Raw genomic sequence first — 23771 nt, 5'->3', positions numbered from 1 at the left:
TGCCGTCATCGGGTTCGCCATCATCGTATCGGCAATCAGGCTGCTCCCGCCAGCCGTGCGGCCTCTTCCAGGTCCACCGATACCAGCCGGCTGACACCAGGCTCACGCATGGTAACGCCGCTCAGCTGGTGCGCGGCTTCCATCGTCGACTTGTTGTGGCTGACGAACAGGAACTGCACCTTCTCGCTCATTTCCTTGACCATGGCGGTGAAGCGGCCGACGTTGGCCTCATCCAGCGGCGCATCGACCTCGTCGAGCAGGCAGAACGGCGCGGGGTTGAGCTGGAAGATGGCGAACACCAGCGCCACCGCCGTCATCGCCTTTTCGCCACCGGACAGCAACGAGATATTGGAGACGCGCTTGCCCGGCGGACGCGCCATGATGGCCACGCCGGTATCCAGCAGGTCCTCGCCGGTGAGTTCGAGGTAGGCGTGGCCGCCGCCGAACAGGCGCGGATACAGCTCCTGTACGCCCGAATTAACCTTGTCGAACGTGTCCTTGAAGCGGCCGCGGGTCTCGCGGTCGATCTTGCGGATTGCTTCTTCCAGCGTCTCCAGGGCCGAGGTCAGGTCGAGGTTCTGCGCTTCCAGGTATTCGGAACGCTGCGAAGCTTCGCCGTATTCGTGGATGGCGGCCAGGTTGACCGGCTCCAGCCGGCGCATCCTGCCGTCGATGCTGGTTACCGCCTGTTCCCAGTCGGCCAGCGCCGCAACCTCGGGCAGGCTGTTGATGACGTCCTCGAGCACGAAGCCCGCATTCACCACGGCCGAGGAAAGCTGGTCGGCCTTCAGGCTCAGCGCCTGCTGGTCGAGCTTGCGCTGGGAAATGACCTCGCGCTGGGCAATGGATTGCTCGTCGCGCTGGTGGCGGACCTGCTCGAAATTGCGCAGGTCGTTGTCGATCCCTTCCAGCGCCGCCCTCGCCTCGCCCAGCGCGCGATCCGCAAGCACGCGCTGTTCCAGCGCAGCCTGGCGTTCGTTCTCGAGTGTTTCCACCGGCGAATCACCGGCGCTCAGCTGCGAGGACAGGTCGCCCAGGCGCGAGTCCAGCTGGCCGCGCTGGCCCGCCATGCGATCCAGCGCCTGGCTCAGCGAAACGATCTGGGTGCGTTGCGATTCCAGGGTCAATGCCAGCGCATGGGCGGTATCGCGCGAGTTGCGGGCCGCATCGCGGGCGGCATCGCGGGCCTCGGCGAGCTGGCGGCGTTCGGCGTCCAGTGACTGGCGATTGGTTTCCAGTCCGGCCATGCGGCTGATCGCGTCCTCCAGCTTCGAGCGCGCCTCGCGGGCCTGCTCGCGGCTGGTGTCCAGGGTCTCGTGCAGTTGCAGGAGTTCGCCGTCGATGCGGTCGATGCGGTTGCGCGCCGATTCGACCTTGCCCTGCTGGCTCTGCAACTGGCCGGCCAGTTCGGAAACGCCGCGATGGGCGATGTAGAGGGCGCGCTGTGCGTCTTCGCGCTGCTGCTCGGCCGCCAGCAGCTGGTCGCGGAAACTGCTGAGCAGTTGGTCCAGCTCGGCTTCGCGCTTCTGCAGCGATCCGATTTCCACGCGCAGCGACTGGATGTCGCGTTCGCGCAGCAAGGCACCCTGCTTGGCGGCGCCGGAGCGCAGCACGCGCACCCAGCCGGCGCCCATGCGTTCACCATTGCGGGTGATGATGGAATCGCCTTCGGCCAGCTGCGGCAGCAGGCGGCGGGCTTCGGCCAGGTCTTCGGCCACGTGCAGGCGCGCCAGCAGGCGGCGGATGGCAAGAGGTCCCTGCACTTTGGCCGCGAGCGAAGTCGGCGAGAAGGAAGAACCGTCATCAGCTGACGACACCAGTGCGATGCGGCCTTCGCCGAGTTCGCCCAGCGCTTCGACCAGGGTTTCGGGCGCATCGACCAGCACGCCTTCGATCAGCTGGCCAAGCGCGCCTTCCACTGCGTTTTCCCAGCCCGACTCGACCGACAGCCTTTCGCCAACGCGCGCCGCCGAATCCAGCCCGCGCGCTTTCAGCCAGGCCACCGCAGCACCCTGCTCCTGTCCCAGCGCGGCATGCTGCAGGGTCTCCAGCGAGGACAGGCGGCCGCGGGCCGCCTGCGTATTCTTGCGGACGTCGGCCAGCTCGGATTGCGCGCCACGCTGTTGTTCCTGCAGCGCGCCCACCGACTGCTTGCGGGTTTCCAGGTCGGTATTGAGGCCGTCGAGCGCTGCTTTCTGGGTTTCGTGCTGCTGTTGCGCGTCTTCGAACACGGCCGCCAGCGCGTCCAGGTCCAGTCCGCTGCGTTCGCTGGTCAGGACCTCGCGACGGCGGTCGGCTTCCAGTGACTGCTTGTCCAGGTAGTCGACGCGGGTGCGTTCCACTTCACCGGCCCGCGAGGCCTCGGCAGAATCACGGCTGTGTGTTTCCCAGCGCTGCTGCCAGTCCTGCAGCCTGGCTTCTGCCTCACGCAGCGCTTCCTGCTTGTACTGGTCGTTCTCCTGCAACTCGGCAAGTTGCGGCTCGGCCTCGTCGACCGAGGCGCGCAGCACGCCCAGCCGGGTTTCGTCGCCGCTGATGTGCTGGCCCAGTTCGTTGAGCGCGCTCTGGGCTTCATCGCGCGCCTTCTGCAGGCGTTCGCCCAGTTCCCGCTGGTGCTGGATCTGCTGCTCGATGCGGGCCAGGGCGCTGCCGACCTGGTAGACCTCGCCCTGCGCCTTGTTCAGGGCTTCGCTGGCCGACTCGCGGCCGACGCGGCCGGTCTCCAGCTGGCGCTCGGCCTCGCGCTGCTCGGCGATCAGCTGTTGCAGCTTGGTTTCTTCCTGGGACAGGCCTTCGCGCAGTTTCTGCAGCTGGCCGTCCAGGCCGCGGTACTCCAGCGCCTTCCACTCGGCGTCCTTGACCTTGCGCTCTTCCTGCAGTGCCTGGTACTGCTCGGCCTGCCTGGCCTGGCGCTTCAGGTGCTCCAGCTGCTTGGTGATTTCCTCGCGCAGGTCGCCCAGGCGATCGAGGTTTTCGCGTGTGTGGCGAATGCGGGTCTCGGTTTCCTTGCGGCGCTCCTTGTACTTGGAGATGCCGGCGGCTTCTTCCAGGTACACGCGCAGGTCTTCGGGGCGCGCCTCGATGATCTGGCTGATCATGCCCTGCTCGATGATCGAGTAGCTTCGCGGACCCAGGCCCGTGCCCAGGAACAGGTCGGTGATGTCACGGCGGCGGCATTTGGTGCCGTTGAGGTAGTAGTTGCTGGTGCCGTCGCGGCTGACCAGGCGCTTGACCGATATCTCGTTGAAGGCGGCGAACTCGCCGGCGATGGTGTGGTCGCTGTTGTCGAAGACCAGCTCGACCGTGGCCTGCGACACCGGCTTGCGCGCCGCCGAGCCGGAGAAGATCACGTCGGTCAGCGAATCGCCGCGCAGGCGGCTGGCCGAGCTTTCGCCCATCACCCAGCGCACCGCATCGATGATGTTGGACTTGCCGCAGCCATTGGGACCCACGACCCCGGTCATGTTGGTCGGCAGATGCAGCGTGGTCGGGTCGACGAAGGATTTGAAACCGGCGAGCTTGATAGTGGAAAGGCGCATGCGGCGTGGGTTTCCGGCAGCGTCGCCGCAGGGCGGTAACGCTGCTCTTTATAAGAAGTTGTATTAAGAGTGATTGCCAACCCATTGATTCGATTGGCTCAACCGCTATCAAACTGCGGTTCCACGGGCGAGTATAGCCGACAGCCTGCGTTGTCCTGAGGGCAAAACCCTTGGCCTGGAGGGCATCGCAGCACGTCTGGGCTGCAGGGATTACGCCGGCACGCCGGCCGCTTTCGCAGCTCAGCCAGGCAGCAGCCGCCGCCCGCTGACCGGGTCGAAGAAATGCAGGCGGTCCGGCGCCACATGGAGCTTGAGCAGGTCGCCCACCCGCGGCAGGTTTTCCGGGGCGACGCGCGCGACCAGTTCATGGATGCCGTGGCGCAGGCTCAGGAACGCCTCGTTGCCCACCGGCTCGATCACGTCCACCACCGCCTCGAAGCTCTCCGCCTGGCCCGACCCGGGCTGCAGGTTTTCCGGGCGTATGCCGACCGACAGCTCGGTGTCGAGCCAGCCCGGATCAATGCGGGCCGCGCCCAGCGGAAGCCGCAGGTCTTGCTTGGTCTGCAGGAACAGGCCATCGGACTGCACCAGCCTGCCCTGCAGGATGTTCATCGCCGGACTGCCCAGGAAACCCGCCACGAACAGATTGGCCGGCCGCTCGTAAAGCGCCATGGGGGTGTCGATCTGCTGGATCTCGCCGTCCTTGAGCACCACGATCCGCTGCCCCAGGGTCATGGCTTCGACCTGGTCGTGGGTGACGTAGATCATGGTGGTGCCGAGCTGGCGGTGCAGGCGCGCGATTTCGGTGCGCACCGAATGGCGCAGCTTGGCGTCCAGGTTGGAAAGAGGTTCGTCGAGCAGGAACACCGACGGCTCGCGCACCAGCGCCCGGCCCAGGGCCACGCGCTGGCGCTGGCCGCCCGACATCTGCCCGGGCCGCTTGTCCATCATCGTGGTCAGGCCCAGCGTTTCGGCGGCCGCGCCGATGCGCCGGTCGATGGTGGCCTGGTCGTGCTTGCGCAGCTTCAGGCCAAAGGCCAGGTTCTCGGCCACGGTCATGTGCGGGTACAGCGCATAACTCTGGAAGACCATGGCGATATCGCGATCCTTCGGCGCGATGTCGTTGACCACCTTGTCGCCGATCGACAAGGTGCCCGAGGTGATGTCCTCAAGCCCGGCGATCATCCGCAACAAAGTCGATTTACCGCAGCCCGACGGTCCCACGAGCACCATCAGTTCGCCATCGGCGACTTCGAAACTCGCGCCCTGCACAGCCACCTGGCCGTTGTCATACACCTTGCGAACACTGTCGAGTCGAACGCTGGCCATCTTGTCTCCGGCGATTGGATTGGGCACCTGGCTTGCACGTTGTCGCCGGCCCTCCCGGTGACATCGCCGCTGCGTGCGTTTTGCGCTACGTCGCACTATCGAGGCCGCGGGCCCCTTGTCTGCCCTGAACCGTTCCGCTGGCTATGGGCATGGGGTATTCTGCCATGTAACCGTTTTCACAAAGCAGCACCAAATCCCGTAGCCAGATCCACCGACGCGCCGGAGGGGCCATGTCGAATATTTACCAGTTCCCGGACGGCTTCGTCTGGGGAAGCGCCACTGCTGCCTACCAGATCGAAGGATCACCCCTGACCGACGGCGCCGGCCCCAGCATCTGGCAGCGCTTCGCGCATACGCCGGGCCGCATGTTGAACAACGACACCGGCGATGTGGCCTGCGACCACTACAACCGCTGGCGTGGCGACATCGACATCATGAAAGAGCTGGGAATGCAGGCCTACCGCTTCAGCATTTCCTGGAGCCGGGTGATGCCGGAGGGCAAGGGCCGCGTGAACCAGAAAGGCATGGATTTCTACGAGCGCCTGGTCGACACGCTGCTGGAAAACGACATCCAGCCGGTGGCCACCCTGTTCCACTGGGACCTGCCGGCGGCACTGGACGACCAGGGTGGCTGGTTGAACCGCGACGTCGCCGACTGGTTCGCCGAGTACGGGCGGGTGATGTTCGAACGCCTTGACGGGCGCATCAAGCGCTGGGCCACGCTCAACGAGCCCTGGGTGGTCACCGATGGCGGCTACCTGCACGGGGCATTGGCGCCAGGCCACCGCAACCGGTTCGAAGCGCCCATCGCCTCGCACAACCTGATGCGCGCGCATGGCGCCGCGGTCAAGGTATACCGCGAAGTGGGCAAGCACGAGATCGGCCTGGTGGTGAACATCGAGCCGAAGTACCCGGCCAGCGACAGTCCCGAGGACCTCGCCGCCACGCGGCGCGCCGAGGCCTACATGAATCGCCAGTACCTGGACCCGGCTTTCTTCGGCACCTATCCGGAAGAGCTGCGCGAGATCTTCGGCGAAGCCTGGCCAGAGTGGTCGCAGGACGACATGGACCTGATCAAGCAGCCGCTGGATTTCATCGGCGTCAACTACTACACCCGCAACGTGTCCAAGCACGACGAGCTCAACTGGCCGCTCAAGGTGGTGCCGGTGCGCCAGAACCAGCACACCTATACCGAAACCGGTTGGGAGGTCTTCCCGCAGGGACTCACCGATACCCTGCTGTGGGTGAAGGAACGCTACGGCAATCCCAAGGTCTTCATCACCGAGAACGGCGCCGCGTTCTTCGACCCGCCCAAGGCAGAGAACGGTCGTGTGCGCGACCCCCTGCGCCTGAGCTACCTGCGCCAGCACCTGCGTGCAGTGCACAACGCCATCGAGGCCGGCTGCGATATCGGCGGCTATTTCGTCTGGTCGCTGCTGGACAACCTGGAGTGGTCGCTGGGCTATTCCAAACGCTTCGGTATTGTCCACGTGGACTTCGAAACCCAGACCCGCACCCCGAAGGACAGCGCACGCTATTATGCGAAGGTTGTCGCCAGCCACGGCGCAGCGCTGACCAACGAGGACGACTGAGCCGAATGCAGCGGAATACTCTTTGTAGCCATTACTTGAAGTACTCCGCATGACCGGCACCGCCCGCGTCCTGCTCGCTGACATCGGCGGCACCAATGCGCGTTTCGCATTGGCCGATACCTCTTCGGAAACGCCGCTCATCGTCGACAGCGTGGAAGGGTTTTCGGTCGCCGATTTCCCTTCGCTGGCCGACGCCGCCCAGCATTACCTGGACCAGACCGGGGCCACCGCCCAGAACGGCGTCTTCGCAGTGGCCGGCCGCGTCGATGGCGACGAAGCGCGCATCACCAACCACCCCTGGGTGATCTCGCTGTCGCGTACCCGCGCCGCGCTGGGCTTCGAGAACATCCGCCTGGTCAACGACTTCGCCGCCCAGGCCATGGCGGTTTCCCTGCTGACGCCGGCGGACGTGGTTGCCATTGGCGGTGCGCAGTGGACGCCGGCGCCGGCCTCGGCCGACCGAACCTACGCGGTGATCGGTCCGGGCACCGGCCTGGGCGTGGGCGGATTGCTGGTCCGCGAGGGCAAGCGCTATCCACTGGAAACCGAAGGCGGGCATGTCAGCTTCCCGCCCGGCACACCCGAGGAAATCGAAATCCTCATCCGTCTTTCCGAACAGTTCGGGCGTGTGTCCAACGAACGCCTGATCTGCGGCCCCGGACTGGTCAACCTGCATCGCGCCCTGAGCGAGATCGCCGGCGAAGACCCCGGCCCCATGCAGCCTGCCGACGTGACCGCGCGCGCGGCCGCCGGCGATGTCCGCTGCATGCGCACGCTGGATGTGTTCTGCGCGGTGTTCGGCGCCATTTCCGGCGACCTGGTGCTCAGCGCCGGCGCCTGGGATGGCGTTTTCCTCACCGGCGGCCTGGTACCCAAGCTGCTGCCGTCGTTGCAGCACTCCGGGTTTCGCCAGCGCTTCGAGCACAAGGGTCGCTTCTCGCCCGCGATGGCGCGTGTGCCGACCCTGGCCGTCATCCACCCCCGCCCGGGCCTGCTGGGCGCGGCGGCATTTGCCGTGGAAAGCTTCTCTGGGCTTTAGCCGCTCTGCGGGGATCCCATCTGGTATGCATCTGGTATTTGATCCTGACGGCAACTAAGGATCCGAAGCGGGTAAACTCAGGCCGGAGGCTTTGATTTCCGGGAAGCGCTGACAGGATTGGTATTGTCGTGGTCCCAGTTCCAATCGCCTCCGCCCTCTCCGAGCCGATAGCGCCACCGCCATGACCCTGCACCCACGCCTGCATGAAATCACCGAACGCATCCGCAAGCGCAGCGCTGATTCCCGCGCCGCCTATCTGCGCGGCATCGATGCGGCCCATCGCGAAGGCCCCAGCCGCACGCGCCTGAGTTGCGGCAACCTGGCCCATGCCTTCGCCGCCAGCGATTCGCCGGACAAGGGCCGGCTGCGTGCTGACGTGACTCCCAACCTGGGCATCATCAATGCCTACAACGACATGCTGTCGGCCCACCAGCCGTTCGAGCACTACCCGGAAATCGTCCGCCGGGTCGCCCGCGAGCTGGGCGCCACCGCGCAGGTCGCCGGCGGCGTGCCAGCCATGTGCGATGGCGTCACCCAGGGCAGGCCGGGCATGGAGCTGTCGCTGTTCTCGCGCGACAACATCGCCCAGGCCACCGCGATCTCGCTGAGCCACGACATGTTCGACGCGGCGCTCTACCTGGGCGTGTGCGACAAGATCGTCCCCGGCCTGCTGATCGGCGCGCTGGCTTTCGGCCACCTGCCGGCCATGTTCGTGCCGGCCGGGCCCATGACGCCGGGCATTCCCAACAAGCTCAAGGCCGAAGTGCGGGAACGCTACGCGGCCGGCGAGGCCACCCGCGAGGAGCTGCTGGAGGTGGAAGCGGCGTCCTACCACGCGGCCGGCACCTGCACCTTCTACGGCACCGCCAATTCCAACCAGGTGCTGCTGGAAGCGATGGGCCTGCAATTGCCCGGAACCTCGTTCGTCAATCCCGGTACGCCGCTGCGCGACGCGCTGACGCGTGCCTCGACCGAACGGGTACTTCGCATCACCGCACTGGGCGACGACTACCGGCCCATCGGCCGGCTGGTCGACGAGCGCGCCATCGTCAACGCCATGGTCGCGCTGATGGCAACCGGCGGTTCCACCAACCACACCATCCACTGGATTGCCGTCGCACGCGCCGCCGGCGTGATGCTGACCTGGGACGACATGGATGATCTTTCCCGGATCATTCCACTGCTGGCCCGGGTGTACCCCAATGGCGAGGCCGACGTGAACCGCTTCGCTGCCGCCGGCGGCACCCAGTTCGTGTTCCGCGAACTCATCGATGCCGGCCTGATGCATGGGGACGTGGTCACCGTCGCAGCTGGCGGCATGCGTGCCTATTGCGACGAGCCGCGGCTGACCGACGGCAAGCTTGATTACACCCCGGGCATCGCGACCAGCGCAGACGACGCCGTGGTGCGCCCGGTCATCGCCGCCTTCGACCTTCAGGGCGGCCTGCGCCTGCTGCGCGGCAACCTGGGGCGCTCGCTGATGAAGATTTCGGCGGTGAAGTCCGAATACCACCGCATCGAGGCACCCGCTGTGGTGCTGGACGACCCGCGTGCGCTCAACAAGCTGCATGCGGCCGGCGTGCTGCCGCAGGATTTCATCGCCGTGGTCCGTTACCAGGGCCCGCGCGCCAACGGCATGCCGGAACTGCATTCGCTGGCGCCGCTGCTGGGGCTGCTGCAGAACCAGGGTCGCCGGGTGGCCCTGGTCACCGACGGCAGGCTTTCCGGCGCTTCGGGCAAGATTCCCGCCGCCATCCACCTGACCCCCGAAGCCGCGCGCGGCGGCCCGATCGGCAAGCTGCGCGAAGGCGACATGATCCGGCTCGATGCCAACGCCGGCACGCTGGAAGTACTGGTCGACGCGGACGAATGGAACGCGCGCAGCCACGCGGCCAACACCGCCCCGGCTGCGCAGGACATGGGACGCAACCTGTTCGCCTGGAGCCGCAACCTGGTGACGCCGGCGGACCAGGGCGCGCTGTCGATATCCTGTGGCCCGCCCTCCCCTGAAGGCGGCTGGGAATATGACGCCGAATACGAGCTGGGCGGCGACTCGGCCGCGGCAGCGGCGCCGCATGAGGCGAAGGATGCTTGAGAAATTACCTTCTCCCCGTCGGGACAAGAGCCTGCCCCCGCGAAGGCGGGGGTGGCTCGAAGCGACGGACGCCCCGAAGGAAGCACCCTTGGGGTGTGAGGTTACGGCGAGGCCAACAACGCCGGTAACCACAGCAAACTCCGTCGTACCTTCACCCCAACTCCTCTCCCGATGGGAGAGCGGCCCGACTACCAGAATCCCCACCTATGACCATGACCATCACCCAGCACCAGCAAAAAGCCGAACAACTCCTGCGTGCGGCGGGCATCCTGCCAGTGGTCACCGTGCACACGCTGGATGAGGCGCGCAAGGTAGCGGCCGCGCTCCTGGCAGGCGGCTTGCCGGCGATTGAACTGACCCTGCGCACGCCGGTGGCGATGGAAGCATTGGCGATGCTGAAGAAGGAACTGCCCGGCATCGTGATCGGCGCCGGCACCGTGCTGACCATCGAGCAGATGGAGCAGTCGATCGCGGCGGGTGCCGATTTCCTGGTCACCCCTGGCACACCGGCCGGGATGGCTGATGCACTGGCGAAGGCTCCACTTCCCGTCGTGCCCGGCGCGGCAACGCCGACTGAACTGCTGTCGCTGATGGCGCGCGGGTTCCGCGTGTGCAAGCTGTTTCCGGCCAGCGCCGTCGGCGGCCTGGCGATGCTGAAAGGCCTTGCCGGCCCCTTGTCCGACCTGAAGATCTGCCCGACCGGTGGCATCACCGAGGACAACGCGGCCGAATACCTGGCCCAGCCCAATGTCGTCTGCGTGGGCGGCTCATGGATGGTGCCCAAGGCTTGGCTGGATGCAGGCGAATGGGACAAGGTGGAAGCGGCTTCGGCCAGGGCCGCCGCGCTGGTGTCGCGGGCGCGCACCGCCTGATCGGCGCCGTCGACTCCCGGCTACCGGCTCAAAGTTGCTGTTAGAACTAGGTCGTGGCGATCAGCGAGCCCGGCAACCCATGACGTCGCCAACCGCTATGTAGGAGCGACGCGAGTCGCGAAGCCCTGAAGAACCGAACCATAACGAGCTTCGCGACTCGCGTCGCTCCTACAATATCCGGCTACCTTGCTTCCATGGCCACGGTGGCCGGCAGCGACTGGATCCGCACCTCGCCATCTTTCCATTCGGCAGGAGCTCCGTTGACCGTGACCTTGCCCGGCGGCGTCCTGTAGGGCCACGGGAATACCAGGCCACCCACCGGCAGCTTCATCCCCGCCTCCACGCTTAGCGAAAGCTCACCCTTGTTTCGGCGCAGGGAATAACCGAGCCTGCCATGCGGCGTGCGCAGGTCGTGGATGGCAATGCCCTTGCCTTCCAGCCAGTCCGTGGGGATACCGGCGGCCAGCACGAAGCTGTCGTCGATCTCACGCGAGTAGGCAAACATGTCCAGTGCCGACCTGACGAAATCCGAACCCACCCAGGCATGCGGCAGGTCGCCCAGGAAAAACGGGGCGCGCGGGGTGCGCGACACTACTTCGGCCCACTGGTTCCAGGGCTGCGGCACGCGGTCCTTGAAGAAGAACTGCACCGCGTCCCACGCGCGTTCGCGCCAGCCCAGCCGCACGAAGGCCGCCACGTTGCGCCATTCGTACGGGGTGTAATCCTTCCACTCGCGCTGACCATCCCGACGCTGCTCGAATTCCCGCCAGTAGCGCTCGAAGGTGTTGTGCAGCAGGTCTTCCGGCAGCCTGCCCTGCTCGCCACCGGGTGCCAGCGCAATCGTGGTCGATGTGGCATCGAAATCGCCCAGCTCCGCCGCACCGGGCAGGAAATCGATACCGTGCAGGCTCGCGGCCGCACGCAGCGAGTCCTGCAGGTCCTGGCGGAACTCATCGCGCGAGGCCTCGAAACGCCTTGCTTCCTTTTCCTTGCCCAGCCAGCGGGCCACGTCCACCGCGTCCTTGTAACCACGCAGGGCCCAGAAATTGTCCCAGTAGGAATGCATCGGCTTGGCCGAATACCCTTCGTGGCTGATCGACCGCGGCATCATTCCGTAGAACGCCGGATTGACCGCGCGATTGCCCTCGGTGCGCTCACTGAGCCGCAGTTTTTCCATATAGGTGTAAGCGCCCAGCACGTGCGGCCACATCCTGCGCAGGAAGGCCTTGTCGCCGTCGTAACGGTACAGCTCGGCGATGTTGAAGATCAGTTCGCCATGGCTGTCGTTCTCCGGCACCGGATCGCTGCCGCGGTCATCGACGCAGCACGGCACCATGCCGTCCTTGAACTGGTAGGGCGCATAGAAGTCCACGTAGTCGCGCACCACCTCTTTCCTGCCCATCCGCAACAGCCCTTCGGAGATCATCGCGCCGTCGCGGATCCAGCTGCGGGCATAGGATCGCGTACCGGGTTGCAGGCGCGGGCCGATGCGCGAGATGAGCATGTGCGCCGTGGAAGTGCGCAAGGTATCCACCAGGGCCTGGCCCTGCGGAGGCACCTCGAAACGGACGCTGTCCAGCCTGGCGCGCCACGAGGCCGCGACCCGCGATTGCGCGGCTTCCAGATCGAATCCCTGTTGTTGTTGGTATTCGCCCTGCAATGGAGCCACCCAGCCCAGCTCGCGGCTTTCGCCAGGTTCCAGGTGAATGGGATACAGCAATGCGCCGGAAGCCATGCCGGCCGCATCGGCGACCACGTCCCGTCGCAGCCAGGCATCCGGACGATCCAGGTAAGCGCCCTCCAGGCGTTCGCCGATGATGCCTGCGTCGAAAGTCGTCGCCAGCACTGCGGCAGCGCGTGTGGTGGGGAAGATCCTGGCCTTGCCGTTGATGCTGACCCTGTCCTGCCCCAGTTGCAGGGTATTGAGCGGCGAGAAACCGCCGACAGTGCTCAGGAACTGGGTGGGAGGATTGACCTGGAAAGGCTGCACGGCGAGCGCCAGCACATAGTCACGGGCGGTATCGGAGCGATTGCTCAGGCGATAGCGGGCGACCAGTTGCGAATGCGCGGGCGTGCCTTGTGCGAATGCGGTCACCTTGAGTTCCGTGTCGCCGTCCTTCCACTCGACGCTGGGAATCGGCAGGTATCCGCCCTGCAATGACTGGGTGATCTGCACGTCCGGCCAGGTCACCAGCCTTCCTTCGCTGTAGAGCATCGGGGCAACACTGGGTGCGCCGCGGCCGATCTCGATGCCGCCGTCCTCTCCTATCAGCCCCTGCTGCAATCCACCATCGAGGCCTACGATGGTCCAGTACGACTGCTCATCGCTGAAGCCGCGTGGAAACCAGCCTCTGGGCACCTGCCTCGCCACGGATTTCAGGAAGGCGTTTGGTGTCTCCGCAAACCCAAGCGGCTGGACGGTCAGGTTTTCGAGCACCACCCGCGAAGCCGGCGCTTTCAGCACCCTCAGCCTGAGGTAACGCGCTTCGGATTCGGGCAATGCAATCCAGTCCGAACCACCGTTGGCGCCAGACACGGTGCGCGCGATGCGCCATTGCCTGCCGTCATCGGAAAGCGCGATCTCGTAGCTGGAGGCGAACACCGTCGGCATGCCTCGCGTAACCGCGCCCCAGCGCAAGCTCAATCCACCGAACTCGCGGCTCGCGCCGAGATCAAGTACCAGCGGCTGGGCAGGCGCGTCCGCAGCAGACCAGACCAGCGAAGTGTCTGCACCAGGATCATCCACGGCCAGCGGCGCCAGCGCGTCATTGCCTGTGGGCACGCCACTGGCCATGTCCGCCACCCGCGCTTTTGGCGCATAAGGGGTGGAAGGTTGTGGAGGCAGCGGGGTGAGCGTCAGCTCGTCGAAGCACACCGAGCCCTTGCCACCGGCGTTGTTGTAGACGGTGAACTCCAGCTTCGCGCTCTTGCGCAGCACGCGGTCCGGATCCGGCCCCCATGCCTTGTCGATGTGCCGCTTCTTGTAGTGGACCGCAGTCCAGGCTGTTGGATAGTCGTACCTGGGATTGTTGACCCACCAGACATTGTCGCCGCTGGCATCGACCAGCTTGAACTGCAGGTCGTTGCGTGGTGAGTCGCCGCGCAGCTGGAAGTCGAAACGGTAATTTTCCGGGTAATCCAGCGCAAGGTCGCGCTGCAGTCCTGCGTAGCCGGAGACACCCTTGAAATCGTAATCCAGGCATAGCGCCTTGCCGTCCGCGCCCTGGACCTGGCGCAGCGCGCCGTTGACCTGGTTGGAGGTGACGACGCGCCATGCAGCGGGGTCGGCGAAGTTGTCCAGGATTCTGGATTCGTCCTGTGCGTGAGCACGAAACGAAGTGAGGGCAATTAAAGCGACGATAGAAAACAAGCTCGTCATGACCCGCCGTACGGCGGTTGGAAACCCCGCGCAGGCGGGAATCGCTCCAAGCTTCTGATCTGCGCGCAGGTGAGGACCATTGTCGATCCGGCACCCCGCCGATAGCGATTCCCGCCTGCGCGGGAATGACGACAGGAAAAAAGCACGGTTGCCATCCATTCTCACCCCTTGACGCTCCCCAGCAGCAATCCCTGGATGTAGTAGCGCTGCAACACCAGGAACAGCAGCAGCACCGGCAGGATGGTGACCACCGAGCCGGCCATCATCAGTTCGTAGTCCATCACGTGTTCGCGCGACAGCGATGCCAGCGCCACCGGCAGCGTCTGCAGGCTCTCGTCGCTGAGGATGATCAGCGGCCACATGAAGTCGTTCCATGCACCCAGGAAACTGAAGATTGCCAGTGTCACCAGGATCGGCTTCAACGCCGGCAGCACGATCTGGAAAAAAATCCGCCATTCACCGGCGCCGTCGATGCGCGCCGCTTCCAGCAGTTCGTCGGGGATGGAGCGCGCGTACTGGCGCACCAGGAAGATCCCGAAGATCGCCGCCATGCCCGGCACGATGGCACCCATATAGGTGTTGACCAGTCCCATCTGCTTCAACAGCAGGAACAGCGGCATCATCGCCACCTGGCCCGGTATCACCAGCGCGGCCAGCAGCGCCTGGAAGGTGCGATCACGGCCCCTGAAACGCAGTTTGGCGAAGGCATAACCGGCCAGCGTATTGAACAGCACCGACAGTACCATCACGCAGCTGGAAACCAGGAAACTGTTGAACAGGAAGCGGCCCATGCCGGCGCGCACGAACAGCTCGCGGTAATTGCCCAGCGTGGCATGCGAAGGCAGCAGTGGCGGCGGGAAATGCCCCGCTTCGCCGGTCTGCATGAAGGACACCGACAGCATCCACAGCAACGGCGCCAGGCTCACCACGGCAAGCAGCACCAGCAGCGCATTGATCAGCAATACCGACGGCAGGCTGCGTTTCATTCCACGCCCTTCCTGCGCGCGAACCACAGCAGTCCGCTGGTGGTGGCGACCATCAGCAGGAAAAGCAGGAACGCCACGGCCGATGCGTTGCCCAGGTTCCACCACTTGAAGCCTTCCTCGTACATCAGGTAGAGCACGCTCTTGGTGCTTTCCAGCGGACCACCCTGGGTCATCACATAGGGCTCGGCAAACAACTGGAAGTAGCCAGCCATGGTCAGGATGCCGACCAGCAGCAGCACCGGCCCCAGCATCGGCAGGGTCACGTGGCGGAACTGCTTCCAGGTGCCGGCGCCGTCTATGCGTGCGGCTTCGTAGAGGTCTTCCGGGATGCTCTGCAGGCCGGCCAGGAAGATGATCATGTTGTAGCCGAAGTTCTTCCACACGGCGAAAAGGATGATGGTCGGCATGGCCCAGCGCGGATCCCCCAGCCAGTCGATGGCATCGACGCCGATGGCCGACAGTCCCCAGTTCACCAGCCCGTAGCGGGTATGGAACAGGTAGCGCCAGATCACCGCCACGGCAACCACCGTGGTCACCACGGGCGCGAAATAGGCGGTGCGGAAGAACGGCTTCAGCCGTCCGGCTTTGGAATGCAGCAGCAACGCGGCGCCCAACGACATCGCCACCGACAGCGGCACTCCGACGACCACGAAATACAGCGTGTTGCCCAGTGACTTCCAGAACAACGGGTTCTGCAGCAGTCCGACGTAGTTGTCGAGCCCCACGAAGCGCAGGTTGCCCAGGTCGGCCAGTGCGTAGATATCGAAATCGGTCAGGCTAAGGGCAAGTGCGGCAATCACCGGCAGGCCGAAGAACAGGCCGATGACGATCAGCGCCGGTGCCGCGAACATCCAGCCTGCGGTGGACGGCTTCATGGCACGCCGACCGCGGCGGCCTGGTCCAGCATCCAGCGCCGCTTCTCGAGATAGCGGTCAGCGCGCCGGTCCATTTCCTCGGCTGCTTCGTCCACGCTCATTTTTCCGTTCGCCACTTCCTCGCCGACCACGCGCAGCTCCTGGGCGATGCGTTCCCATTCCGGCACCTTGGGGGTGGGGATGGCCCGTTCCAGTTGCTCGCGGAACGCCGTGGCATAGGGATCGCTTGCCAATGCCGGCGTGAGCCAGGGTGAACGGCGCGGTGGCAGGTCGCCGGTCAGCGCGTGGAAGCGTGCCTGGGTCTCGGGCAGGGACAGGAAGTGGATGAGTTTCCACGCGGCCGCCTTGTGGGTGGACTGCCGGAAGATCACGAAGCTGGTGCCGTTCGCCAACGAAGCACCGGGCCCCTCCGGACCCGGCAGCGGCATCGTCATCCAGTCGCCCTGCTGCGCCGGCGGCAGGCGTTCCTTGAACTTGGCGATATTCCAGGGGCCGGAAATGTAGAAGGAATAGAAGCCCTTGCCGAACTCATCCCACACGTTGGAGATCTGGTTGTTGGTCACCACGGGGGCAAGTTTGTGGTCGAACATTTCCTTGTAGAAGCCCATCGCCTTCCTGAAACCGGCGCTGCGGAAATTGCCGTAGCGGCCGCCGGCGCGCAGCAAGGGATCCGGCTGCTGTATGGCCAGGCTCAGCAGCGGCTCGAACTCGTTGAGCGGCAGCAGGATCGCGTAGCGGTCCGGGCCGACTTCGCGCTTGATCGCGTGCATCGCCTCGCGCCACTCGTCCCAGCTGCGCGGAGGCACTTTGACTCCGGCCGCCTGCAGCAGATCGGTTCGATAGAAAGGCAGGCGCGTTTCCACATACCAGGGCACCGCGTAAGTGCTTCCATCGACCACGCCGCTGTCCCAGACGCCAGGGAAATAGTCGGGCACATTGAAGCCCGGACTGGCGGAAATCTCATCGTCCAGCGGTTCCAGCGCACCCAGCGCGCTGAACTCGGGGATCCAGGTATTGCCGATGGGCGAAACATCCGGCAACGACTCGCCAGCAAAGGCCGTCAGCAGCTTCTCGTGCGCCGACAGCCACGGCAATTGCTGCAGGTTCACCCGGATGCCGGGATTCCGGCGCTCGAATTCGGGCAGCAGCTTCGCGACCACTTCGCCTTCGTAACCCATTGCCCAGAAGGTGACGACCTCGCGTCCGTCCTGATCGCGTTTGCACGAAGCAGCCGCCAGCGCGCAGCACCCCAACAGCAACCAGCCTGCCGTCTTCACCAGCACTGCTGTGGAATGGAACCTGGCCACGGTACGCATCTGCACAGCTTACTGCGGCGCCTGCGGCCTCGGCGGCGGTTCCTTGCTTTCCTGGCTGCTGGCGCGCGATTCGGCCATCCCCAGCGAACGCGCGTTGGCTGCGTCCACGTCCGCCGGTTTCGTCGTCGGCGCGGGTACGCCCTTCGGCGCCAGCCAGCCGCCCTTGAAGCCGGCCCGCTCCAGTCCGGTGCGGATGTGCGGGTTCTTCTTCATCACGTTCCAGACGAACTCGTTGCGGTAATTGGCGATCATGGTCAGGATCGGGCCCTGGTCGATGCCGATGTAGTCACTGGACACCCAACCTTCCCCCGGCACCAGTCGGCCCGTCTTCAGCGGGATGTCGTAGTCGAAGCTGCGGTTGAACGAGTCCAGGAAGCCATAGCTGGAATAAATGTACTCACCGTAGCGCTTGTGCATTTCCAGGGTGGCCGGAATCACCACTTCCGGCGCGAACGGCAGCGAGGCGATCGCCGCGGTCGGCGCGATGGTGCCGTCGTCGAAGTTCTCGCGCAGGCCGGCGCCACGCGCCGAGTAATGGCGGAATTCGCGTTGCTCGCCGCGGTATTCCTGCAGGGTCTGCTGCGGGCCGTCACTGGCGGTCAGCCCCCACACGTTCTCGCCGTAATCCTTCCACTTCATCGGATTGGAAATGGCATAGGTGCGCTGGGCGAGCGCGGCGCGGCGGCTGTTTTCGAAGTAGTCCATGCCGTGCTCGCGCATGTAGTCGTCCTGGATGCCGCGGAAATCGACCCAGACGTGCGTGTACTGGTGCCCGAACATCGGGCCGAAGGCCAGGAATTCCTGGTCCTGGTAGACGCCCCAGACTTCGTCGTAGCTGCGCGTCCAGACTTCCCACGCATCCGGGCTGACCGGATGGGTAGGCGAAGCCAGCGCCAGCAGGTAGGTCATCATGGCTTCGTTGTAGCCCATCCAGTCGTGCTTGATGAAGCCGCTTTCGGGGAACCAGCCCATCGAGATCAGCGGCTTGTTCTGCTGCAGCCAGGTCCAGTCGACGCGGCGGTAGAGTTCCTCGGCAAGCTTGCGGATTTCGACCTCGCGCGGATCATCGTGGTCGTAGTAGGACTGGGCGAACAACACGCCCATCATCAGCAGGGTGGTGTCTACGCTGGAAAGTTCCACCCAGCTGTCGTAGCGCGCGCCCTTCTGCATGTCCAGGAAGTGATAGTAGAAACCCTTGTAGGCCCCCTTGCCGGTACGTTCCGGACCCTGCGGTATGTCACGGAAGAATTTCAGCGTCAGCAAGGTGCGGTCAACCGCCTGGTTGCGGCTGATCCAGTTGTTCTCGATGCCGATCGGATAGGCCGTCAATGCGAAACCGACCGAAGCGATGCTGGAAAAGGGACGCGACGGGAAGCGGTCCGGCGTCAGTCCGTTGGTTTCATTGGTGGTGTCCCAGAAAAACTGGAAGGTGCGGCGTTCGATGTCGCGGAACAGCGGCGGCAGTTCAGGCCGCGAAGGCACGGCGGGTTTGGCCGGCTGCCCGGCGACCTGCGCTGTTGTCTTCCGCGGTTCGGGTTCGGGCGTTTTCTTGCATGAAGAAGCCACGGCGACCAACGCAGCGAGACAGATGCAGAGCGACACACGTAGACGACGAGACTTCATTGAAACCTTTGAACCTCTTGGAAGCGGTTACATCCGTGCGTGGGTTAACACGATATTTGGACATCTGCAGACCAGCGTTAAAAACCGGCCGCCTGTGCGGCGGCCGGGTGGGCCTGATCTTCTTACCAGTCCAGGCCAAACGACAGCTTGAAGGTACGTGTCGGCAGGGACTGGCTATTGGGCGTTCCGAAATTCAGGTTCGCATCGCCGGGGCCGCCGCGCCAGTCGTCGTAGCCCGCATAGTTCACCCAATCGAATACGTTCAATACGTCCGCCCTGACACGCAGTTTGACGTTGCTGCTTGCCGCCCATTGCTTCATGACTGCCAGGTCGAACTGCTTGAAGCCCAGGGTTCCATCTGGCTCATACTGATCGAACGAGCAATTATTGAAATCGGGAGCGTCGAAGCAATTGGTTATGTACCGCGGCGCCTGGGTGGCAAGCGTCAACTTGCCCGAGACGGTGATTCCCCACGGCGCGTCGTAGATACCGGTTGCGACGAACCGGTGTGGCGAAACGCCGCCCGCCTTCTTCCACCCATAATCGGCAAGCGTTGGCTTGTCCAGTGAGAAGACCTCGCCGGCCTGGCGATTTTCTTCCGCGTCGGTGTATGTGTAAGCGAAGGTCGCGCCCCATCCGGAGGAAGGCGTATAGGGTTTTTCAACCTTGACATACAGCGCATTGGATCGTGTTTCGATCCCATTGGTGCCCAGGATCAGATTGCCGAACCCGGGAAAGCCTTGGCCCCAGGGCTTCGGATCCCAGGTGCTTCCAGGCGGGAAGAAGCTGCCGTCGGGGCGGCGATTCCCCAACAGGAAAGCGAAGCCATCCTTGCTGTCTATATGCGAGATGGTCACGTCCGTCATCCAGTCGCCCAGCGCATTGCGCATGCCCAGACTGAACTGGTCCGAATACGGCGTCTTCAGCTCGTTCTTCAACATGAAGACCTCGCGGCCCGCGCCGGTGGCGGAAGCAAGTCCGGCAAGGACTGCAGGGTCGAAATAGCTCGGATCCCATGCCAGGCAACCGCCGACGCCGGCCACGGGACACGATGGCTGGAACGCGAAGTCGTAGGTGGCAAAACTCGCCTTGGTCAGCTCAAGCTGCAGATTGTCGAACAGGTTGCGGTCGTACGAACGACCCGCACCTCCATAGATCACATGGCGCTGGTCCGCGGCGAGGTCATACGAAAAGCCGAGGCGTGGCGCCCATGCGCCTTTGAACGACTTGCGATTGTTGCCATCGCTGATGTAGTCCTCGACATTGACGCCCGAGTTGGGATTGTTGATCGCAGTCGAAGAGCGCAGCGAGGAAGCAACATCGGCCGGCGTCACGTAGTCCAGGTAGGTCGGGCTTTCCTCATAGTCCCAGCGCACGCCGAAATTCAGTATCAGCTTGTCGTTGACTTCCCAGTCGTCCTGGATATAGAGGCCGAACTGGTTGTTGCGGGACACTGCGCTGTTGTCACCCACTCCGGCAATCGGCAAGCCAAAGCGGACGTGGATCGGCTGGGTAAGGCTTCCACCAATGTTGTAGTAATAGGCCGGGTTGTACGGAGACTGCTCCTGCGCACTTACTTCGATACGCTTGTACTTCACGCCCATCTTCACGGTGTGGCCTTCCCAGCCGGTAAAGGTCAGGTCGTCCTGGAACCCGTAGCCGCTTTGTCCCTTGTTCTGGTAGTCGGGGCCGGCGCCCGTCCGGATGATCACATCGTTCCATCCGGTGACGTCCGTCAGTATGTAGCCGCGCCCACTGGTGCTCGGGCGAGGACCCCAGCTGGTGTCTTCATAGATGAGGTGCGCATCGTTTAGCCAGTTCCCGGTGTTGAACTGATAACGCAGGTCCACCCGGGTTTCATCATTGACCTTGTCGGTGCCGTAGCTGGGCAGGTTTTCACCGCCGATGTTGGTGACTTCCACTTCGTCGCGGTATTTCGCGGTCAGCTCGAAATAATGATTGTCGCCAAATGCCCAGTCGACCTTGCCGAAATAAAGGTTTTCCTTGAACGGGGCGGTGAGGAAGCCGGTGCCGATCTGGGCCTGGATATCGCCCGGAAGCTCGTCGATGGTGTATCCGCGGCCGGGAATGATCGTGCGCGGCGACTCGTATTCCTTCGCTTCATACGCCACGAAGAAGTGCGCCTGGTCCTGGATGATTGGACCACCGAACGAGATGCCGTACTGCTCGTCCTTTGACTCGGCCTTGGTGTTCGAACGTTGTTCGAATTCAGTCGATTTACGCCAGTTCGTATCGGTATAGTCCCAGAAGAAGCTTCCGGAGAAGTTGTTTGAGCCGGATCGGGTGGTGGCAACGATCGCCGCGCTGCTCAACTGGTCGAACTCGGCTTTGTAGTTCTGGGTTATCACCTTGTACTCGCCAATGGCCGACTGCGGGAACGGATTGCCCCGGCTTGAATCCTGGCCGCTGACGCCACCCTGCAATACATAGTTCTTTTGCCCGACGCCGTCGATGAAGACATTCACGCCGTTAGCGCTCTGGGCCCCCGATTTGATCTTGGTGGAACCATCGGAAGCAGTCTGGAACTGCATGCCCGGAACCGTATCGGCGAAAGCCAGGAAGTTGCGCGTTCCTTGCGGCAGCGAATCAATCTGCTTCTGCGACACGTAGGTCGCAATCTCGGACGTCTTCGTTTCGGTCAGCATGGTGCCCTGTACCGTGACTGCCTCCAGGTCAGTCGCTTCACCCGCCGCGGTCTCAGCCACTCCACCCACCCCGAGGTTCAGCGTTGCGGTCTGGCCCACGGCGACCGTCACGGTCTGCGAGCTGGTCTGTCCGGCCGCAGAAACCTCAATCCGGTAGGTTCCCGGTGGCAGGCCGGCCAGCGAGTAACCACCGCTCGCATTGGACTGGACGCTGCGGGTCAAACCCGTAGCCACGTTGGTTGCGGTCACCTTCGCATCCGTGGCCGGCGCCGAGTCAGCAGAGACCTGGCCGCGGATCGTTGCTGCTGTCGATTGTGCGAATACCGCTGGCGCCACGCCCAGCATCAGGCAGCTGGCGAGGGCGCAGCTGAGCAGTTTGCGTGTGGGACGGATGTTGCGTTGCTTGTGGCTCTTCATGACCTATCCCCTCCCAGGGTTTGCAATCGAGTTGGAGAACTACATCTGGAACCGGTTACATCAGGCAGCGAAAAAAAATGGCTCATGAACCATCGGTGTCCGATTGACGTTGGGGCGCGCGGATGGAGGATTCGCGAACGATCAACTCCGGCACCAGCGTTTGCGAAGTGACTTCCTGCTCTTCGTCGCTTTCTATCGAAACCAGCAGCCGGGACAACGCCAGGCCACCGAGCTCGGCAATGCTGACCCGCATCGTGGTCAAGGTAGGGTGAACAAAGCGCGCCAGGGGAATGTCGTCGAAACCCGCAAGCGCGATATCGTCGGGAATCTTCACCCCGGCTTCGTTGAACGCGTACAGGCAACCCAGCGCCATCATGTCGTTGGCGGCGAAAACCGCGTCGGGCCGCTGGGCGGCGGACAGTATCTGCTTGCCGGCTTCATAACCGGAGGACTCGTCGAAGTCACCCGGCAATTCCATGGCGGTGGCCTGCGGCAGGTGTTCGGCCAGGGCGCTGCGGTAGCCGCGCAGCCGTTCGCGTGCGTCGAAATTGTCTTCGGGGCCGCAGATGAAGGCGACGTGGCGGTGCCCGACTTCGGCCAGGTGCTTCACCATGGCCGAGGCACCGCCGAAATTGTCGATGCTCAGGACCGGATAGGTGGCATCGGGCAGGTGCGTGTTGATCAGTACCGCCGGCAATGCCATCGGCAGGTTGTCGGTCAGGAAACCCGGCCGGTCCGCGTAAGGAGACAGCACCAGCAGCCCATCGACGCGGCCGCGCATGGCACGCAAGGCCTCGCCCTGCTCTTCCGGATGGCCGTGATAGCTGGAAACCAGCAGGTGCTGGCGCCGGCTGCGGGCAACCACGTCGATGCCACGTATCAGCTCGGAGAAGAACTCGCCATACAGGTCAGGTAGCACCACCCCGATGGTCTGGGTCCTGCGGCTGCTGAGGCTGCGTGCCGCGGCATGGGGTTGGTAGCGCAACCGGTTGGCGATTTCGGTCACGTGCTTGCGCACGCCCTCGGCGACATTCTCATGCCCGTTCAGGGCACGCGACACGGTGGCTACGGAGACCGAGGCCTCACGTGCAACATCTTTGATGGTGACGTGGGTTCGCGCCATTCAGTGCACTCCGCGAGCCGGGATTCAGCGAGCTGCGCGGACTGTAAACGTTTCCACAAGCAGATGTAAAGCCAATGTTATCTGTTGAGAAAAGTCCTTTTATTTCAGCGGGTTGCCGCTGTCATTGCAGGCCCGTTCGTGTTGCGTCGCGTCATTTTGTAGTGCTGCAGCCCTCAGCTGTCCAGACTGGACTCTCCAGGCGCAATCGCCTGTATCGAAAGTGCATGGATGTCGGTGGTCATCATGTCGCCCAGCGCCGCATACACCGCGCGGTGCCTGGCCAGGGAAGGTTTGCCAGTAAACGCCGCGCTGGTGATTTCAACGCCGAAATGACCGCGACCGTCCTGCGCGCCCGCGTGACCGGCATGCAGGTGGCTGTCGTCGTTCACCAGCAGGTGGGTGGGCTGGAAGGCAGCGTCCAATGCCGCGCGGATGCGCTCCAGGCGCGTCACGGAAGCACCTTGCGGAATGGCCTTACTTCCACCCGGCCATAGACCCCGGCTGCCACATACGGGTCCTGGTCGGCCCAGGTGCGTGCTTCGGCGAGCGACTCGAACTCTGCAATCACGATGCTTCCGCTGAAGCCCGCGGGACCCGGGTCTTCGGCGTCGATCGCCGGGCAGGGACCGGCCAGCAGCAGCCGCCCCTGGTCGCGCAAGGCGGTCAATCGTGCCAGGTGCGCGGCCCGGGCCTGCAGGCGCCTGGGTAGTGCGTCGACCGCGTCGTAACCTTCAATGGCATACCACATGCTTTGTTTCCCTCATCGTTCCAGGGCTGGATTGTAAAGGCCGCCGCTCCTGTCGGCGCTGGACACCCGCCCCGCCACCGCTTACTCTTGGTTCCATTGCACGGCCGGAAGCAGCGGCCCGCCCGGAGCCGGCTCATTCGCCAGACCTCCCGACGACCGATTCGCTGCCCCC

The 23771-nt window shown here is 64.2% G+C and carries 15 protein-coding genes; 4 read left to right on the top strand and 11 right to left on the bottom strand.

All coding sequences use genetic code 11. From position 1 onward, the window contains the following. Positions 1-35 precede the first annotated feature (35 nt). Together smc and DT603_RS00070 are read right to left on the bottom strand one after the other, a co-directional pair. A complete protein-coding gene (gene smc / locus DT603_RS00075) occupies positions 36-3539 on the bottom strand; it encodes a chromosome segregation protein SMC (protein WP_162347818.1) in 3504 nt (1167 codons plus the stop codon). A 240-nt stretch (positions 3540-3779) separates the two neighbouring features. Beyond that, positions 3780-4868 (bottom strand): ABC transporter ATP-binding protein, encoded by a 1089-nt coding sequence (locus DT603_RS00070; RefSeq protein WP_162347817.1) that lies wholly within the window; start codon positions 4866-4868, stop codon positions 3780-3782. Positions 4869-5098: 230 nt separating this feature from the next. On the opposite strand from DT603_RS00070, the gene DT603_RS00065 reads away from it, so the two are divergent. From DT603_RS00065 to DT603_RS00050, 4 genes are all read left to right on the top strand, one after another. After that, a complete protein-coding gene (locus DT603_RS00065) occupies positions 5099-6460 on the top strand; it encodes a GH1 family beta-glucosidase (protein WP_162347816.1) in 1362 nt (453 codons plus the stop codon). Between the two features lie 49 nt (positions 6461-6509). Next, positions 6510-7499, top strand: coding sequence for a glucokinase (gene glk / locus DT603_RS00060; protein ID WP_162347815.1), 990 nt, complete (start codon positions 6510-6512; stop codon positions 7497-7499). A gap of 181 nt (positions 7500-7680) precedes the next feature. Continuing rightward, positions 7681-9594 (top strand): phosphogluconate dehydratase, encoded by a 1914-nt coding sequence (gene edd / locus DT603_RS00055; RefSeq protein WP_162347814.1) that lies wholly within the window; start codon positions 7681-7683, stop codon positions 9592-9594. Positions 9595-9806: 212 nt separating this feature from the next. Next, on the top strand, positions 9807-10466 hold the full coding sequence (locus DT603_RS00050; RefSeq protein ID WP_162348321.1) for a bifunctional 4-hydroxy-2-oxoglutarate aldolase/2-dehydro-3-deoxy-phosphogluconate aldolase: 660 nt from the start codon (positions 9807-9809) through the stop codon (positions 10464-10466). Between the two features lie 181 nt (positions 10467-10647). On the opposite strand, the gene DT603_RS00045 is transcribed toward DT603_RS00050, so the two are convergent. From DT603_RS00045 to DT603_RS00005, 9 genes are all read right to left on the bottom strand, one after another. Further along, positions 10648-13845, bottom strand: coding sequence for a discoidin domain-containing protein (locus tag DT603_RS00045; RefSeq protein WP_162347813.1), 3198 nt, complete (start codon positions 13843-13845; stop codon positions 10648-10650). Between the two features lie 161 nt (positions 13846-14006). Beyond that, complete coding sequence (locus DT603_RS00040; protein WP_162347812.1) at positions 14007-14831, bottom strand: carbohydrate ABC transporter permease; 825 nt, start codon at positions 14829-14831, stop codon at positions 14007-14009. Further along, the gene (locus DT603_RS00035; protein WP_162347811.1) at positions 14828-15706 is read right to left on the bottom strand and encodes a carbohydrate ABC transporter permease; all 879 of its coding nucleotides are present in this window, start codon (positions 15704-15706) and stop codon (positions 14828-14830) included. Before DT603_RS00035 ends, DT603_RS00040 begins: the two co-directional genes overlap by 4 nt. Beyond that, positions 15703-17022, bottom strand: coding sequence for a sugar ABC transporter substrate-binding protein (locus DT603_RS00030; RefSeq protein ID WP_162347810.1), 1320 nt, complete (start codon positions 17020-17022; stop codon positions 15703-15705). Before DT603_RS00030 ends, DT603_RS00035 begins: the two co-directional genes overlap by 4 nt. A 9-nt stretch (positions 17023-17031) precedes the next feature. Next, a complete protein-coding gene (locus DT603_RS00025; RefSeq protein ID WP_162347809.1) occupies positions 17032-18645 on the bottom strand; it encodes a glucoamylase family protein in 1614 nt (537 codons plus the stop codon). A 122-nt stretch (positions 18646-18767) separates the two neighbouring features. After that, entirely contained in the window at positions 18768-21728 is a 2961-nt protein-coding gene (locus DT603_RS00020) for a TonB-dependent receptor (protein WP_246191508.1), read from the bottom strand. 82 nt (positions 21729-21810) lie between these two features. Further along, positions 21811-22851 carry a LacI family DNA-binding transcriptional regulator gene (locus DT603_RS00015; RefSeq protein ID WP_162347808.1) on the bottom strand — a complete coding sequence of 347 codons (1041 nt, stop codon included), beginning with the start codon at positions 22849-22851 and terminating at the stop codon, positions 21811-21813. A gap of 173 nt (positions 22852-23024) precedes the next feature. Next, entirely contained in the window at positions 23025-23303 is a 279-nt protein-coding gene (locus DT603_RS00010; protein WP_162347807.1) for a BolA/IbaG family iron-sulfur metabolism protein, read from the bottom strand. Beyond that, complete coding sequence (locus tag DT603_RS00005; protein WP_162347806.1) at positions 23300-23599, bottom strand: YciI family protein; 300 nt, start codon at positions 23597-23599, stop codon at positions 23300-23302. Before DT603_RS00005 ends, DT603_RS00010 begins: the two co-directional genes overlap by 4 nt. Positions 23600-23771: the final 172 nt, after the last annotated feature.

Origin of the sequence: Pseudoxanthomonas gei (assembly GCF_010119615.1) — a bacterium.
Classification (GTDB): Bacteria; Pseudomonadota; Gammaproteobacteria; order Xanthomonadales; family Xanthomonadaceae; genus Pseudoxanthomonas_A; species Pseudoxanthomonas_A gei.
This window is presented reverse-complemented; position numbering and strand designations above follow the sequence as displayed.